This window comes from Cupriavidus ulmosensis (assembly GCF_977008105.1).
In genome coordinates this window covers 1,705,779-1,722,489 of the sequence record NZ_CDRMWP010000001.1, presented here as the reverse complement: position 1 = coordinate 1,722,489, position 16,711 = coordinate 1,705,779, and the positions used below count along the sequence as shown (strand labels likewise).

Sequence of the window (16,711 nt, the reverse complement as noted above, 5' to 3'; positions counted from 1 at the left end):
TTCCTGTGTCGTTGTCTGTTGGTCGGGTTACGGTGCGGCGGCGCGTCAGCGCTCGACCACGGCGACGATGTCTTCCTCGCGCAGCACCAGCAGTTCCTCGCCGTCCACCTTGACGCCCTGCCCGGCGTACTTGCCGAACAGCACGCGGTCGCCCACGCGCAGGTCGGGCGCGATGCGCTCGCCGGCTTCGTTGCGGCGGCCCGGGCCGACCGCGATCACTTCGCCCTGGTCGGGCTTCTCGGCGGCGCTGTCGGGAATCACGATGCCGGACGCGGTGCGGGTTTCGTTGTCGGACCGCTTGACGAGAACGCGGTCATGCAGGGGACGAAGGCTCATGCTGGCTCCTGGATGGGAAAGGGATTCGGGCCGGGGCGGCGCTGCGCCGTCGATGCGATTCAGCGCGTTTCAGCGCGCGTCGGCACGGTCGATCAGCACTCGGCACCGGCGAGTGCCAAGTATAGAAACGCGCCCCCGCGCCCTCCAACTGCTTGTTTCGCATTTCCTTATCAGGGGCGCCAAGGAGGCGCCAAGGGAGCGCAAGGAAGCGCGCCCGCGCTCAGAGATCGAAATGGCAGGCCACGCGGTGCGCGGCGCCGGCCGGCCGCAGCGCCGGCTGCTGCTCGCGGCAGCGCGGCGCGGCATGCGGGCAGCGCGCCTGGAAACGGCAGCCTTGCGGCAGCGCGATCGGCGACGGGATTTCCGCCACCGCGCCGCTCTGTGCGCCACTTTCCACGCGGCTTTCGCTGGACGCCATCAGCGCCCGCGTATAGGGATGCCGGGGACGGCGGATGATGTCGTCGCGGCTGCCCAGCTCCACGAACTCGCCCAGGTACAGCACGCCGATCCGGCTGCTCATGTAGGCCACCACGGCGAGGTCGTGCGAGATCAGCACATAGGTCAGCCCCTGCTGTTGCTGGATGTCCTTGAGCAGGTTGAGGATCTGCGCCTGGATGGAGACGTCGAGCGCCGACACCGGCTCGTCCAGCACCAGCGCGCGCGGCGCCAGGCCCAGCGCCCGCGCGATCGCCACGCGCTGGCGCTGGCCGCCGCTGAGCTCGTTGGGAAAGCGCTGCGCCAGCGTCGGCGCCAGGCCGACGGACTGCAGCAGCGCGGCCACGCGCGCGGCCAGCGCCGACCCCTTCGCCAGGCCGTGGATGCGCATGGGCTCGGACACGATGTCGCCGATCCGCATCAGCGGGTTGAGCGATGCATAGGGGTCCTGCAGCACCGGCTGCACCAGCCGGTGGAAGGCCTTGCGCTCGCGCGCCGTGCGCGTGGACAGCGGCTTGCCGTCCACGTGCAGCCGGCCGCCGCTGGGCGGCTCGGCCGCCAGCAGCAGGCGCGCCAGCGTGCTCTTGCCCGAGCCGGACTCGCCCACCAGCCCGAAGGTGCTGCCGGCGGCCACCTCGAAATCGACGCCGGCCACGGCATGCAGGGTCTTGCCCTTGCCGAACAGGCCCTTGCGTACCTGGTACTGCTTGCGCAGGTCTTCCGCGCGGATGAATGCGGTGGCTGCGCTCATGCGACCTTCTGCCTGGCTGGAGGAACGGAAACGGGCTGCACCACGCCATCGGCGCCCGCGCGGGCGGCCTCCACGCGCTGCGCGGTGTGCCAGCAGGCCACGCGGCGCCGGCCGCCGCCGTCGCCACCGTCATCATCGTCGCCACCCCACTCGAACCAGTTCGGGTAGGCGGCGTGGCAGCGCGCCGCGGCCTCGGGGCAGCGCGCCGCGAAGCGGCAGCCGGGGGCCCAGTCGCGCGGCAGCGGCGGCGTGCCCGGGATGGTCCGCAGCGGCGCGTCGCAGTCGGACAGCGACGGGATCGCGCGCAGCAGGCCTTCGGTGTACGGATGCACGGGATGCGCGAACACCTCGGCGATGGGACCCTGCTCGACGATGCGGCCCGCGTACATGATGGCCACGTCGTCGCAGAACTGCGCGGCCAGCTGCAGGTCGTGCGTGATGAACACGATGGTCATGTCGCGCGTGGCCTGCAGTTCCTTGAGCAGGCCCAGGATCTGCATCTGCACGGTCACGTCGAGCGCCGTGGTGGGCTCGTCGCAGATCAGCAGGTCCGGCGAGCAGGCGATGTTGATGGCGATGGACACGCGCTGGCGCATGCCGCCGCTGAACTGGAACGGGTAGCTGTCGAGCCGCTCGGCGGCGGCGGGAATCCGCACCGCCTCCAGCGCCTGGATGCTCAGGCGGCGCAGCTCGCGGCGGTCGGTGACGCCGTGGTGCCAGCGGAACACCTCGCCGACCTGCTCGCCGATGGTCAGCAGCGGGTTGAGCGAGGTCATGGCATCCTGCAGCACCATGCCCATCTGCCGGCCGCGCACCTTGCGCAATTCGCGCGCGGGCAGGCGCAGCAGGTCGCGGCCCTTGAACAGCACCTCGCCGCCGACCACCTTGCCGTTGGCCGGCAGCAGGCCGAGCATGGAGGCGCAGGTCATGCTCTTGCCCGAGCCGGACTCGCCCACCAGCGCCAGCACCCTGCCCTTGCGCACCGCCAGGCTGACCTGGTCGACCGCGGTGATGGTGCCGTTGCGGGTAATCAGTTGCGTGGCCAGGCCACGCGCTTCGAGCAGGATGTCCATGCGTTCCCCGTTCACCAGGTCTGCGGAATGACGGGGTTGAGCTTGCCGCGCAGCGCATCCCCCAGCAGATTGACGGCCAGCACGGTGACGATCAGCACCGCGCCCGGCATCACGCAGACCCACCACGCGGTGCTCAGCTGGCCGCGGCCTTCGGCGATCATCGAGCCCCACGAGGCCGCGGGCGGCTGCACGCCCAGCCCCAGGAAGCTCATGGTAGCCTCGAGAATGATCACGCTGCCGATGTCCAGCGTGGCCAGCACCACGAAGATGCCGGCGATGCCGGGCACGATGTGCCGCAGCATCACCCACGCCGGGCCGGCGCCGGCCAGCCGCGCCAGCAGCACGTACTCGCGCGACTTCAGCGACAGCACCTCGCCGCGCGTGATGCGGGCGAAGCGCGCCCAGTTGGCCAGCGTCAGCACCACCACCAGGTTGCTCATGTTGACGCCGATCACGCCGGCCAGCACCAGCGCCAGGATCACCGCCGGGAACGCCAGCTGCATGTCGGTCAGACGCATGATGAAGGCATCGGCCACGCCGCCCAGGTAGCCGGCGACCACGCCGAGCAGCGTGCCGAGCACGCCCGCCAGCGTGACCACGATCAGCGCGATCGCCAGCGACACGCGCGCACCGTGGATCACGCGCGAGAGGATGTCGCGGCCGAGCTGGTCGGTGCCCATCCAGTGCGCCAGCGATGGCGGCTGGAAGGTGTCGGCAAGCGCGATGGCCACCGGGTCGAACGGCGACAGCCACTCGGCCAGCACGGCGCAGGCGCACACCGCCAGCACCACGGCGAGCGCGGCCCAGCGCTGCGCGCGCGCCAGCCGCCGGCGGGAGCGCGCCTGCGCGGCGGCGGGCAGCGCGGGCTCGGCCGGTATTTCGCGGACGGTTTTTCCGGCGGTCTGGCCAATGACAGGCCGCATGGCGGCGCGGACGGTATCAGGCATAGCGGATGCGGGGATCGATCACGGCGTAGAGCAGGTCCACCGCGAGGTTGACCGCGGCGAACACCAGCGCGGCCACCGTCACGGCGGCCTGCACGACCGTGTAGTCGAGATTGTTGATGGAATCGAGCAGCAGCTGCCCCACGCCGGGCCAGGCGAACACCACCTCCACGGAGACGGCGCCGCCGAGCAGCACGCCGAACTGCAGCGAGACGAAGGTGATCACCGGCAGGATGGCGTTGCGCAGCGCGTGGCGCAGCACGATCACGTGCTCGGGCACGCCCTTGATGCGGGCGAACTTCACGTACTCCGAATGCAGCACCGTGGTCATGCTCGACAGCGTCAGCCGCGCCACGCCGGCCGCCGCGTACCAGCCCAGCGCCAGCATCGGCAGGACCAGGTGCGAGACGGTGCCGTAGCCGCCGGTCGGGAACCAGCCGAACTGCAGCGAGAACACCTTGACGAACACCAGGCTGAAGAAGAACGGCGGCGCCGCCTGCCCGAGCACGGTGAAGATGCGCGCGCACTGGTCCGCCACGCCGTCCGGCCACAGCGCCGACGCCACCCCCAGCGGCAGGCCGATCAGCACCGCCACGGCCAGCGCCGCCACCGCCAGCAGCAGCGTGGGCAGCAGCGCCTGCGCCACCACGCCCAGCGCCGGGCGCGAGAAGCGGTACGAGGTACCGAAATCGCCGTGCGCCAGGTCCGCCACGAAGCTGGCGAACTGCACCGGCAGCGGGCGGTCCAGCCCCATCTGCTCGCGCAGCACCTGGCGGTCGGCCTCGGTGGCTTCCGGCGGCAGCATCAGGTGGGTCGGGTCGCCGATGGCGCGCACCACCGTGAAGATCACGGCGATGACCAGGAAGACCGTCAGCGCTGACTGGCCGATGCGCCTGAGAAGGTAGTTCAGCATCGCAACTCCCGGCCTATTTCCAGGCCACCTCGCGGAAGTTCAGGCTCCAGCCCGCGACCTGCGGCTTCCAGCCGAGCTGCGGGTCCTGCACGTAGAGCACCTTGGGCTCGGCCAGCAGCACGGCCTGCCCGTCGTCGCGCGCGATCTGCAGCACCTGCCGGAAGATCGCGTCGCGCCGGGCGCGCTCGGACTCGCCGTCCACCTGCGCCACCAGCTTCTCCACTTCCGGGTTGGTGTAGTCCGACCACGTGCCGTCCTTGATGGCGGCGCCGCCGATCACGTGGATCGGGTCGTAGATGGCGTTGCCGAAGCCCATCACCACCAGCGGCCCGCTCTGGTGCGTGTTGTTGAGCCGGTTGTAGGCGATCGAGTCGATCACCTTGATCTGCGTGCGCACGCCGACCTGGCCCCAATAGGCGGCCAGCGTCTCGCAGATCGCGCGCGGCTGGTTGCTCGGGCAGGTCAGGCTGGTGTCGAAGCCCTTGGCGTAGCCGGCCTGCGCCAGCAGCTGGCGGGCGCGGGCGGCGTCGAACTCGAACGGCTTGAGCGCCGGGTTGCTGCCATACGGGTAGCTCGACGGAATCAGCGCGTTGAGCTCGGCCGCCTGCCCGCGCAGCACGCTGGCGATCAGGGCCTTCTTGTCGACGGCGTAGTTCAGCGCCAGCCGCACCTCGCGCTTCGACAGCGGCGAGGCCGGGTCGCTGGCGTAGATGCGGATGTGCAGCGGGCTGCCGCCGTCCACCACCTCGGCCGCCAGGCCCTTGTTGGCCGCGAGGCGCTCCAGGTCGGTGGGCGCGACCTCGGTGGCCAGGTCGATCTCGCCGGCCAGCAGCGCGCTGGCGCGGCTGCTGGGCTCGGAGATGACCTTGTAGACCAGCCGCGCCACGCCGGGCTTCTTGCCCCAGAAGCCGTCGAAGCGCTCGAACACCAACTCGCGCCCGACCTGGTTCTGCACGATCTTCCACGGCCCGGTGCCCACCGGCGCCTGGCCGAAGGCCTCGGCGTTCGGCAGGCCCTGCACGTACTTGCGCGGCACCACGTAGAGATAGCCGGCCAGCTTGTTGAGGAAGGCGCCATCCTTTTTCTTGAGCCGGAACACCACGGTGTGCGCGTCCTTGACCGTGGTGGATTCCACCACCGGCGCGAAGAACGGCCGGCGCGTGCTCTTGCTCTCGGGCTGCAGCACGCGGTCCATCGAGAACTTCACGTCGTCGGCGGTAAACGCGTCGCCGTTGTGGAACTTCACGCCGGTGCGCAGGCGGAAGGTCCACACCAGGCCGTCGGCGCTGATCTCGTAGCCGGTGGCCAGGCGCGGCTCCAGGTTGCCCTGGCGGTCGAAGCCGTACAGCGAATCGAAGGCGTTCCACGCGTACTTGGCCGACTCGATGCTGGGCGGGATCAGCGGGTCGAGGTTGGCCGGCAGCGCCGTGATGGCCACCACCACGGTCTGCCGGTCGACGGCGGGCTTGCCGTTGATGGCCGATGCGGGCGTGGCGAAGCCCCACGCCAGCGCGGCGGCCACGCTGGCGGCCAGGGCCGCCTTGCGGCGGCGGATGTTGCGAGTGTCTTGGGTCATGGCGGATTTCATTTCCACGTCACCTGCCGGAAGTTGAAGCTCCAGCCGGCGACCTGCGGCGACCACTGCAAGGCAGAGTCGGCCACGTAGTTGAGTTGCGGCTCGGCGATCAGCACGGCCTGGCCGTCGTCGCGCGCGAGCTTGAGCAGGCGGTTGAAGATCTCGGTGCGGCGCGCCGGATCGTTGACGCCCTCCACCTCGTCGACCAGCGCCTGCACGGCCGGGTTGTCGTAGTCGGCCCAGGTGCCGTCCCTCGCGATCGAGCCGCCCACCACGTGGATGGGGTCGTAGATGGCATTGCCGAAGTGCGACAGGAACAGCGGGCCGCTCTGGTGCGTGTTGTTGAGGCGGTTGGACGCGGTGGACTCGATCAGCCGGATCTGCGCCTTCACGCCGACCTGCGCCCAGTAGGCGGCGATGGCCTCGCAGAAGGCCCGCTCGAAGGTCGGCGTGGTGCACATCAGGCTGGTGGAAAAGCCCTGCGGATAACCCGCCTCGGCCAGCAACCTGCGCGCCAGCGCCGGGTCGTAGGCGAACGGCTTGAGGCCCTTGTTGGGATCGGTCGGGTAGCTGTCCGGGATGTGCGAGCGCAGCGGCGCGGCGCGCCCGCGGAACACGTTCTTGATCAGCGCGTCCTTGTCGATGGCGTAGTTCAGCGCCAGCCGCACCTGCGGCTTGGACAGCGGCGTCTTCGGATCGTTGGCGTACACGCGCACGAACACCGGGCTGCCGCCCGGCACGGACAGGCTGCGCAGGCCCGGGTTGGCCTGCAGGCGCTCCACCTCGGTCGGCGCGATGTCGGTGGCGAGGTCGATCTCGCCGGCCAGCAGCGCGTTGACGCGGCTGCTGGCCTCGGGCACGAAGCGGTAGACGATGCGGCTGACCTTGGGTGCCTCGCCCCAGAACTGCGCGAAGCGCTGCAGCTCCAGCGACTGGCCGATCTGGTACGACACCACGCGGTACGGGCCGGTGCCGACCGGCTGCCGCGCGAACGCCTCGGGCGAGCCCAGGCCGCGCGTGTAGGCCTCGGGCACCACGTACAGGTAGCCGGCCACCTTGTTGAGGAAGGCGCCGTCCTTCCGGCGCAGGCGGATCACCACGGTGCCGTCGTCGGGCGCCTGCACGCTCTCCACCGCGTTGACGAAGAACGGCCGGCGCGTGCTCTTGGTGGCCGGGTCGAGGATGCGCTCCAGCGAATACTTCACGTCGCGCGCGCTCAGGCTGTCGCCGTTGTGGAACCTGACGCCCTTGCGGATGGTGAAGGTAAACACCAGTCCGTCCTCGCTGATCTTGTACGCGGTGGCCAGGCGCGGCTCCAGGTTGCCCTTGACGTCGAAGCCGTAGGGCGTGTCGAACACGTTCCAGGCGTACTTGGCCGAGTCCACGCTGGGCGCGACCTGCGGGTCCAGGTTGCCGGGGCCGGAGGCGAGCGCCACCACCAGCGTCTGCCTGTCGACGGCGGGCTTGCCGCCCACCGCGTGGGCCGGGCCGGCCGACAGCATCAGGCAGGCGGCGGCCGCGCCGGTCATTCGCAAAACAGCCTTCATGAAACAGGTCCCTCTCTCTGGGTTGGATGATGGATTCACGCCGCTGCGCGCCGCGCGCCGCGCGACACCGCGTGCCGCGCGGCGGCGCGGCCGCCGACGAGACATTCGGCAAGATTGCCGCCGGCCATGTAGAGATGGCCGAAGGCGCTGCCCAGCTCGCCGGCCGCGTACAGGCCCTCGATGGCGCGGCCGCGCACGTCCAGCACGCGCTGGCAGGCGTCGTGCACGGGGCCGCCCTGGGTGTTGATCACCAGCGGCCACACCGGCGCCGCGTAGAACGGCGCGCGCGCCAGCGCCCGCATGGTGGCCGGCGGGCGGCCGAACGCCGCGTCGTGGCCGTCCGCGCAGGCCGCGTTCCACGCCTGCACGGTGTCCGCCAGCGCCGGCGCGGGCACGCCGGTCAGCGCCGCGAGCGCGGCCAGCGAGCCGGCCTCGCGGAAGATGCCCAGCGCCAGCTCGCGGCGGTTGTCCGCGCTCCATGCGAACGACTGCTGCGCGTCATGCGCGACGAAGCGGCCGAGCGGATACATGCCGAAGCCGTCCGCGTCGAGCACCATCCACGCCGGCAGGCGCGTGTTGCCGCCGTGGTTGCCGTCGAGATGGGAGAAATGGCGCACCCCGGTGTCGCCGGGATAGGGCTCGTATTCGTTGGCGAAGCGCCGGCCGCGCTGGTCCACCAGGATCCACGGCATCACCGGCAGGTGCGCGGTCGGCAGGCCCGGCGTCCACATTGGGAAGTTCTTGACGTAGAGTCCGTAGGGAAACCCGGGGTCGGGGTGGCGAAAGCCATACGGGCCGTGGAAATGCCACATGTGCCAGAGGTCCGCGCCCAGCTCCTGCGCCATGCGGATGCCGTCGCCGGTATTGCCGAGGAAGCTGCCGTTGAGCACCGTGGCCGGCTCCAGCCAGTCGCTCTGCATGCGCGCGTTGGCCTCGAAGCCGCCGCAGGCCAGGATCACGCCCTGGCGCGCCTGCACCGGCAGGCTGCCGTGCGCGTCCTCCAGCTCCGCGCCGCATACCGCGCCGGCGGCGTCGCGCACGAGCCGCGCCACGCGCGTGGCGGTCAGCACCGACACCGGGCGGCGCTCCACGTGCGCCTGCAGCAGCCCGAAGAAGCGCGCCCCGGCGGGCGAGACCTCGCGCACGCGCGGCGGCACCGGATGGCGGAACGCCAGCCCGGCGGGCAGCGCCTGCACCTCGGCGTAGCCGAGCGCCTCGAAGCCCTCGAACGGATAGTTGCCGGGCGCCGGGCGCACCACCAGCTCGGCGCCGATGTCGCGGGCCAGCGCCGCCAGCCACGCGGGAAAGTCGCGCATGCCGTCGGCCAGCACGCGCAGCACGTCGTCGGGCGTGCGCCCGCCGCAGGTGCGGCGCAGGTAGGCCAGCGCCGCGTCCGCGTCGAAGGCCATGCGCGCGCCGCCCGCCGACACCACCGACAGGCCGCCCGGCGACGGCATCTTCTCCACCAGCAGCACCGCCGCGCCGGCATCCGCGGCCTCGATGGCCGCCGCCGCGCCGGCCGCGCCATAACCGACCACCAGCACGTCGCACGCCAGGCCGCGCGTGCTCATCGCTGGCGCGTGGAGTCGAACGCCTGGCCCAGCGCGGCGGCGCCGATGGTCTGGTGCGTGCGGTCGTGGCCCACATGCAGGATGTGGGTCTTGAGGTCGCGGATCAGCCGGCCCAGCGGATGGTCGTCGAACAGCGCGGTGGAGCCGGTCAGGCGCCCCAGCGTGTCGGCCGCCAGCACGGCGGCCTGCGCGCAGGTCGACTTGGCCGCCATCGAGAGCAGCTCGGCCTGCGGCACGTCCGGCTGCCGCCACGCGGCGATGGCATGGTCCAGCGCCGCGGCGGCGGCCTGCAGCGCCGCCGTCACCTCGCCCACGTGGGCCTGCACGAACGGATCGGCCACGCGCTCCGGGAACTGCCGCAGCCACGCCAGCGACCAGTGCAGGATGCCTTCGCCCATGCCCAGGTAATTGGCGGTGAAGCCGAGGTGGAAGCGGCCCTGCCAGCGCCCGCGCAGGTACTCGCCGGGCTGGCCCAGCACGTGGCTGGCCGGCACCTCGACCTGATCGAGCCGGATCTGCGGGCTGGCCGCCACGCGCATGCCGCTGGGCGCGTACCAGTTGTCGTCCTGCGCGACGCCGGGCATGCCGGGCTCGACGATCACCATCTGGTGGTTGGCCGCCATGCCCTCGACGCCGTCGAGCGAGGTGAAGACGATGCCGTAGCCGCGCGCCACGCCGTTGGTGGCGTACTGCTTGCGGCCATGCACGCGCAGCCCGCCCGCGTGCGGCGTGGCGGTGGTCTGGAAGCGCGCGGCGCCGGGCGCCAGGCCCGGCTCGCTGCCGATGAACGAGAACAGCGACAGCCCGTGCCGCAGCGGCGCGAGAAAGCGCGCGTGCTGCTCGGGCGTGCCGGCCTCGAGCACGGTCCACACCGCATGGTTGTGCACCTGCAGGCAATGCGCGGTGCCGGGCGACACGCGCGCCACCGTGCGGATCGCCTGCAGGTAGGTGGCGGCCTCGCCGGTGCCCAGGCGGCTGTCGGCGCCGCCGAGCGACTCGGGCAGGGTCAGGCGCAGCCAGCCGCCGTCATGCAGCTCGCGCAGGTTTTCCAGCGGCAGCGCGGCGGCTTCGTGCAGCGCGCGTTCGCGCGGCGCGAAGCGCGTCTGCGCCAGCTGCCGCAGCGCCGCCAGGTCCGGCTGCCGCGCATCGGCGACAGCAGCGGCGGCGACGGGCGCGGGCACATCGGGCAGGCCGGCGGCGCGGGCGGGATCGGTTTCCAGAACGGCGGACATGGAGGGCGTCTTCTTCGATGCGGTTGCCGGGCGACAGGCTTGGCGCCCCGGGCAGGCTGGCAGGCCGCCGCCGCCGCGCCGCCGCTGCCGCGGACGGCGGCGCAACGGACCAAACGAGCGAAGCGGGGGGCGCGCCGCTGGCCTGTGTGCGGCCATGCGGCTCAGTCATGGACAGGTATTGTGCGAATTCCCGCCACGCGCGACAAAGACCGATTTCTCATATGCATGGAAATGCGCGCGGATAACCAAATGCGGAAATCGCGCTTCGGCCACGACCGCGGATTGATTAACCTGTCGGCTCCCGGCGCGCGCTGCCGTGGCCATCTCCGCGGCGGACGGCGTCGCCGCGTCCGTCCATGCCGCCCGCCGCGGCGGCCCTTCCATGCCTCGCCCATCCCGTTGCGCCATGAGCAAAGAAATCCGACTCAACGCCTTCGCGCTGGCCGCGCCGTCCCACCTGTCGATGGGCTTGTGGCGGCATCCGCGCGACCGCTCGCTGGAGTACAACACGCTGTCCTACTGGACCGACCTGGCCCGCATCGCCGAGGACGGCAAGTTCGACGCGGTGTTCCTCGCCGACGGCATCAGCCTGTACGACGTGTACAAGGGCAGCGCGGACACCGCCATCCGCCGCGCGGTGCAGTTCCCGCGCCTCGACCCGATCCTGCTGGTCTCGGCGATGGCGCACGTCACCACGCACCTGGGCTTCGGCATCACCAGCAGCGTCAGCTACGAGCCGCCCTACCTGTTCGCGCGCCGCATGAGCACGCTGGACCATGTCACCGGCGGCCGCGTGGGCTGGAACATCGTCACCAGCTTCGGCGACAGCGGCACCAGGGCCCTCAACGGGCAGGCCGCGCGCGCCCACGACGACCGCTACGACGTGGCCGACGAATACATGTCGCTGGTCTACCAGTACTGGGAAGGCAGCTGGGAGGACGGCGCGGTGCTGCGCGACCGCGAGCAGGGCATCTTCGCCGACCCGGCGCGCATCCACCAGGTGCGGCACGAGGGCGAGTTCTTCCGCAGCGAGGGCATCCACATCTGCGAGCCCTCGCCGCAGCGCACGCCGCTGCTGTTCCAGGCCGGCACCTCCACGCGCGGCAAGGCCTTCGCGGCCGCGCACGCCGAATGCGTGTTCATCAGCGCGCCCAGCAAGAAGGTGGTCAAGGACGCGGTGGACGACCTGCGCCGGCGCGCCGTGCAGGCCGGGCGCCACGCCAGCGACATCAAGGTGTTCCTGTCGCTGACCGCCATCCCCGCGGCCACCGACGAGCTGGCCCGCGCCAGATACCAGGACTACCTGCAATACGCCTGCCCCGAGGGCGCGGCGGCGCTGTTCTCGCGCTGGGCCGGCATCGACCTGTCGCGCTACGGCCTGGACGACCCCATCGAGTACATCGACTCCAACCACATGCAGTCGGTGGTGAACAACTACACGCGCGCCGACCCGGAGCGCGTCTGGACCTTCCGCGAGATCCTCGCGCGCGTGGCCATCGGCGGCGGCAGCGCGAGCCTGCTGGTGGGCGCGCCCGCCACCATCGCCGACCGCATGCAGGAGTGGGTCGACGACACCGGCGTGGACGGCTTCAACCTCGGCTACGCCGTCGCCCACGAAAGCTTCCGCGACTTCGTCGACCTGGTGGTGCCCGAGCTGCAGCGCCGCGGCGTCTACAAGCGCGACTACGCCCCCGGCACGCTGCGCGAGAAGCTCTACGGCCAGGGCCAGGCGCGCCTGCCCGACAGCCACCCGGCCAGCCGCCACCGCCACGGCGCGGCCGCCTCTCCAACCACCGCCGGCGCCGCCGCGCCCGCACCGCACGTCACCGCACCGTGAGCAAAGAAATCCGCATCAACGCCTTCGTCACCTTCGCCCCGAGCCACCTGTCGCCGGGCCTGTGGAAGCATCCGCACGACCAGTCGCTGCAATACCACACCCTCGCCTACTGGACCGAGCTGGCCCGCATCGCCGAGCGCGGCCTCTACGACGCGCTGTTCTGGGCCGACGGCATCAGCACCTACAACGTCTACGGCGGCTCCCACGATCCCGCCATCCGCGGCGCGCTGCAGTTCCCGCGCCTCGATCCGCTGCTGCTGGTGTCGGCGCTGGCGCAAGTCACCACGCACCTGGGCTTCGCCGTCACCAGCAGCACCACCTACGAGCCGCCGTACCAGTTCGCGCGGCGCATGTCCACGCTGGACCACCTGACCAACGGCCGCGTGGGCTGGAACATCGTCACCAGCTTCGGCAGCACCGGCACCCGCGCCGTGGGCCTGGGCGACGCGCGCGCGCACGACGAGCGCTACGACGTGGCCGACGAATACATGGCCCTGCTGTACAAGCTCTGGGAAGGCAGCTGGGAAGACGGCGCCGCGGTGCGCGACCGCGAGCGGCAGGTCTTCGCCGATCCGGCCCGGGTGCACGAGATCCGCCACGACGGCCGGTATTTCCACATCGAGGGCGTGCACTACAGCGAGCCCTCGCCGCAGCGCACGCCGCTGCTCTACCAGGCCGGCACCTCGGGCCGCGGCAAGGACTTCGCCGCCGCGCACGCCGAGTGCGTGTTCATCAGCGCGCCGTCGCGCAAGGTGATCCGCGACACCGTGCAGGACACGCGCCGCCGCGTGGCCGAACAGGGCCGCGACCCGGCCTCGGTGCTGTTCTTCATGCTGCTCACGGTCATCGTCGGGCGCACCGAGGAAGAAGCGCGCGCCAAGCTGGCCGACATCGAGCAGCACGTCAGCCTCGAAGGCGCGCTCGCGCTGTTCTCGCGCTGGACCGGCATCGACCTGGCCGGGCGCGACATCGACGCGCCATTTACCTACGAGAAGAGCGAAGGCATGCAGTCCACCGTCGAGGGCTTCACCATCGCCGACCCCGACCGCGTCTGGACCATCGGCGAGCTCGCGCGCCACAACGCCATCGGCGGCAAGGGGCCGGTGCTGGTGGGCTCGCCCGCGCAGGTGGCCGACGCGATGCAGACCTGGATGGAAGACACCGGCGTGGACGGCTTCAACCTCAGCTACACCATCATGCCCGACTCGCACCGCGACTTCGTCGACCTCGTGGTGCCCGAGCTGCAGCGCCGCGGCGTCTACAAGACCGCCTACCAGCCCGGCACCCTGCGCGAGAAGCTCTACGGCCCGGGCCACGCCCGGCTGGGCAGCGATCATGCCGCCGCGCGCTACCGCGTGCCGGAGGCCGGCACCGCTGCCGTCACCACGGCCAGCACAACCGCCAGCACCGCCGCCGCCTGACGCACCGATTCCGCCTCGCGCAAGGCCGCCGCGCGCCGGGCACCACACCTCACGTATCTCCGCCATGACCCATACCGACTTCCCGTCCGCGCCCGCCGCCGGCGCCCTGCCTTCCGCCACCGCCGCCCATCCCGCCCCGCCGGGCCAGGCCCTGCCGCCGGCCGGCGACGTGGCCACGCTGTTGCGGCGCGCCCAGGCGCTGCTGCCCGAGATCGGCCGCGAAGCGGCGCGGCGCGAGCAGCAGCGCGAGCTGCCCTATGCGCTGGCCCGCCGCATCGCCGACGCGGGCCTGCTGACCTTCCGCATTCCCAAGGCCTACGGCGGCCCCGGCGGCAGCATGCGCGACACCATCCGCTTCCTGATCGACCTCGCCGCCGTCGACTCCAACATCACCCAGGCCCTGCGCCCCAACTTCGGCCTGATCGAGGCGCTGCTGGCCGGGCAGGACAACGAGGCCGAGCGGCAACTGTGGTTCGGCCGGCTGCTGGCCGGCCAGATCGTCGGCAACGGCGGCGTGGAGCGCGGCGGCAAGCACGGCGAGATCCGCGCCACCATCGTGCGCCGCGACGGCCACTACGTGGTCAACGGCACCAAGTTCTACAGCACCGGCGCGCTCTACGCCGACTGGGTCAGCTCCATCGCCCTGAACGAGGACGGCAAGGAAACCCACTTCGTGGTGCCGCGCGGGCGCGCCGGCATGGAGCTGGTGGACGACTTCGACGCCATCGGCCAGCGCCTCACCGCCAGCGGCACCACCCGCTTCACCGACCTGCGCGTCGAGCCGGAGGAGCTGCGCACCAGCTACTTCCCGCGCGACCGCCGCAACCCCGTGACGCCGCTGTTCCAGCTGTTCCTGGCCGCCGCCGAGGCCGGCATCGCCCGCAACGCGCTCAACGACGCGGTCTGGTTCGCCCGCAACAAGGCGCGCCCGATCAAGCACAGCTCGGCCGAGCGCTCGGTGGACGACCCCTACATCCAGGAGACCATCGGCCAGATCGCGGCGCTGGCCTTCGCCGCCGAGGCCGCCACCCTGCGCGCCGCCGACGCCATCGACGCGGCCTGGGCCGACCGGCTCGGCGACGCCGCGCTGACCGAGGCCTCCATCGCCGTGGCGCAGGCGCAGTACTTCGCCGTCGACGCCGCGCTCAAGAGCGGGGAACTCGCCTTCGACGCGGGCGGCGCGTCGTCCTGCGACCGCCAGTACAACCTCGACCGGCACTGGCGCAACGCCCGCACCGTGGCCAACCACAACCCGCGCCAGTGGAAGGCGGCGGCGGTGGGCGCGTGGCTGCTCAAGGACCAGCCGCCGCCGACCACCGGCCTGTTCTGATCCGGTGCGCCGAAGCGCCGGCGGCGCCGCGGGCAAGCCGTCCGCAAGCCACTCCGGCGCCGGAGTGCGGCGCCGGGGCACCCTGCCCGCGCCGCCGGCCCGCCGCGGGCGGACGGCCGCGGCGGCGCATCGTCCATCCGCCGGCCCCGCTCCCGCCGGAGTGGCCCCCGCGCCGCAGGCATTCCTCCCGGCCTGCCCCCCGCTTACCCCTTTCGCCGGTCAGGCTACGCGTGCCGCCGGCGGCAACCTGCGCTATTGTTCCGGGCAGCGCAGACCGCGAGACGAAATCCCTCGTCCAGAACATGGGGCGCGCTGGATTAACCTTTTTGGGGAGCAACTCAGATGTCCGAATTCCGTTCCGAAACCGACTCGATGGGCGCCATCGACGTCCCCGCAGACCGGTACTGGGGCGCGCAGACGCAGCGTTCCATCATCAATTTCCCGATCGGGGTGAGTCGGTTCCGCTGGCAACGGCCGGTCATCCGCGCGCTGGGCATCCTCAAGCGGGCCGCGGCCGAGGCCAATGCCGAACTGGGCGAGCTGCCCAAGGACCTCGCCGTGCTGATCGTGCAGGCCGCCGACGAGGTCATCGCCGGCAAGCTGGACAGCCATTTCCCGCTGGTGGTGTTCCAGACCGGCTCCGGCACGCAGTCCAACATGAACGCCAACGAGGTGATCTCGAACCGCGCCATCGAGATCGCCGGCGGCGAGATCGGCAGCAAGAAGCCGGTGCACGCCAACGACCACGTCAACCGCGGCCAGAGCTCCAACGACACCTTCCCCACCGCCATGCACATCGCCGTGGTGGAACAGATCTACACCAAGCTGCTGCCGGCCGTGGAAGCCCTGCGCGACACGCTTGCGGCCAAGGCCACGGCCTACAAGGACATCGTCAAGACCGGCCGCACCCACCTCCAGGACGCCACCCCGATCACGCTCGGCCAGGAGATCAGCGCCTGGGTCGCGCAGATCGACTTCGGCCTGAACGCGGTCAAGGCCGCGCTGCCGGGCCTGCTGGAACTGGCCATCGGCGGCACCGCCGTGGGCACCGGGCTGAACGCGCACCCGCGCTTCGGCGCGCGCGCGGCGGCCTACATCGCCACGCTGACCGGCCATCCGTTCGTCGACGCGCCCAACAAGTTCTTCGCGCTGTCCGCGCACGACGCGCTGGTGCAGGCCTCGGCCGCGCTGCGCACGCTCTCCGGCGGGCTGATGAAGATGGCCAACGACGTGCGCTGGCTGGCCTCGGGCCCGCGCTGCGGCATCGGCGAGCTCAACATCCCCGAGAACGAGCCGGGCTCGTCGATCATGCCGGGCAAGGTCAACCCGACCCAGTGCGAAGCCATGACGATGGTGTGCGCGCAGGTGTTCGGCAACGACGCCACGGTCGCCTTCGCCGGCAGCCAGGGCAACTTCCAGCTCAACGTGTACAAGCCGGTGATGGTGCACAACGTGCTGGAGAGCATCGAGCTGATCGCCGACGCCAGCGTGGCCTTCAACGACCACTGCGCGGTCGGCATCGAGCCGAACCTGCCGAAGATCGCCGAGAACCTCGACAAGAACCTGATGCTGGTGACGGCGCTGAACCGCCATATCGGCTACGACAAGGCCGCGGCCATCGCCAAGAAGGCGCACAAGGAAGGGCTCACGCTCAAGGCCGCGGCGCTGGCGCTGGGCTACCTGAGCGAGGAAGACTACGCGCGCTGGATCGTGCCGATCGAGATGACGCATCCGAGCGCCTGACA

At 71.4% G+C, this 16,711-nt stretch carries 13 protein-coding genes; 4 read left to right on the top strand and 9 right to left on the bottom strand.

Annotated elements, in window-relative coordinates; genetic code table 11:
* Positions 1-45: 45 nt before the first annotated feature.
* The 9 genes from groES to ACWTPI_RS07740 all read right to left on the bottom strand — a co-directional run bounded on the left by groES (position 46) and on the right by ACWTPI_RS07740 (position 10,378).
* Positions 46-336: a co-chaperone GroES gene (groES, locus tag ACWTPI_RS07780; protein ID WP_059413169.1), complete on the bottom strand. Its 291-nt coding sequence runs from the start codon at positions 334-336 to the stop codon at positions 46-48.
* A 220-nt stretch (positions 337-556) separates the two neighbouring features.
* Positions 557-1,522, bottom strand: a complete 966-nt coding sequence (locus tag ACWTPI_RS07775; protein ID WP_454731353.1) for an ABC transporter ATP-binding protein — start codon at positions 1,520-1,522, stop codon at positions 557-559.
* Positions 1,519-2,610, bottom strand: a complete 1,092-nt coding sequence (locus tag ACWTPI_RS07770) for an ABC transporter ATP-binding protein (RefSeq protein WP_454731352.1) — start codon at positions 2,608-2,610, stop codon at positions 1,519-1,521. Before ACWTPI_RS07770 ends, ACWTPI_RS07775 begins: the two co-directional genes overlap by 4 nt.
* Positions 2,607-3,542 carry an ABC transporter permease gene (locus ACWTPI_RS07765; RefSeq protein WP_454731351.1) on the bottom strand — a complete coding sequence of 312 codons (936 nt, stop codon included), beginning with the start codon at positions 3,540-3,542 and terminating at the stop codon, positions 2,607-2,609. Before ACWTPI_RS07765 ends, ACWTPI_RS07770 begins: the two co-directional genes overlap by 4 nt.
* Positions 3,535-4,452, bottom strand: a complete 918-nt coding sequence (locus tag ACWTPI_RS07760) for an ABC transporter permease (RefSeq protein ID WP_454731350.1) — start codon at positions 4,450-4,452, stop codon at positions 3,535-3,537. Before ACWTPI_RS07760 ends, ACWTPI_RS07765 begins: the two co-directional genes overlap by 8 nt.
* A 13-nt stretch (positions 4,453-4,465) precedes the next feature.
* The gene (locus ACWTPI_RS07755; protein WP_454731349.1) at positions 4,466-6,028 is read right to left on the bottom strand and encodes an ABC transporter substrate-binding protein; all 1,563 of its coding nucleotides are present in this window, start codon (positions 6,026-6,028) and stop codon (positions 4,466-4,468) included.
* Between the two features lie 8 nt (positions 6,029-6,036).
* Positions 6,037-7,575 (bottom strand): ABC transporter substrate-binding protein, encoded by a 1,539-nt coding sequence (locus ACWTPI_RS07750; protein ID WP_454731348.1) that lies wholly within the window; start codon positions 7,573-7,575, stop codon positions 6,037-6,039.
* A gap of 35 nt (positions 7,576-7,610) precedes the next feature.
* Positions 7,611-9,146: an FAD-dependent oxidoreductase gene (locus ACWTPI_RS07745; RefSeq protein ID WP_454731347.1), complete on the bottom strand. Its 1,536-nt coding sequence runs from the start codon at positions 9,144-9,146 to the stop codon at positions 7,611-7,613.
* Positions 9,143-10,378 (bottom strand): acyl-CoA dehydrogenase family protein, encoded by a 1,236-nt coding sequence (locus ACWTPI_RS07740; protein WP_454731346.1) that lies wholly within the window; start codon positions 10,376-10,378, stop codon positions 9,143-9,145. Before ACWTPI_RS07740 ends, ACWTPI_RS07745 begins: the two co-directional genes overlap by 4 nt.
* Positions 10,379-10,784: 406 nt before the next feature.
* On the opposite strand from ACWTPI_RS07740, the gene ACWTPI_RS07735 reads away from it, so the two are divergent.
* The 4 genes from ACWTPI_RS07735 (at position 10,785) to fumC (ending at position 16,709) form a co-directional block, all read left to right on the top strand.
* On the top strand, positions 10,785-12,215 hold the full coding sequence (locus ACWTPI_RS07735; protein WP_454731345.1) for an LLM class flavin-dependent oxidoreductase: 1,431 nt from the start codon (positions 10,785-10,787) through the stop codon (positions 12,213-12,215).
* Positions 12,212-13,636 carry an LLM class flavin-dependent oxidoreductase gene (locus tag ACWTPI_RS07730; protein WP_454731344.1) on the top strand — a complete coding sequence of 475 codons (1,425 nt, stop codon included), beginning with the start codon at positions 12,212-12,214 and terminating at the stop codon, positions 13,634-13,636. Before ACWTPI_RS07735 ends, ACWTPI_RS07730 begins: the two co-directional genes overlap by 4 nt.
* A 64-nt stretch (positions 13,637-13,700) precedes the next feature.
* Positions 13,701-14,966 carry an acyl-CoA dehydrogenase family protein gene (locus tag ACWTPI_RS07725; RefSeq protein WP_454731343.1) on the top strand — a complete coding sequence of 422 codons (1,266 nt, stop codon included), beginning with the start codon at positions 13,701-13,703 and terminating at the stop codon, positions 14,964-14,966.
* Between the two features lie 342 nt (positions 14,967-15,308).
* Complete coding sequence (gene fumC, locus ACWTPI_RS07720; protein WP_454731342.1) at positions 15,309-16,709, top strand: class II fumarate hydratase; 1,401 nt, start codon at positions 15,309-15,311, stop codon at positions 16,707-16,709.
* The last annotated feature ends 2 nt before the right edge of the window (positions 16,710-16,711 follow it).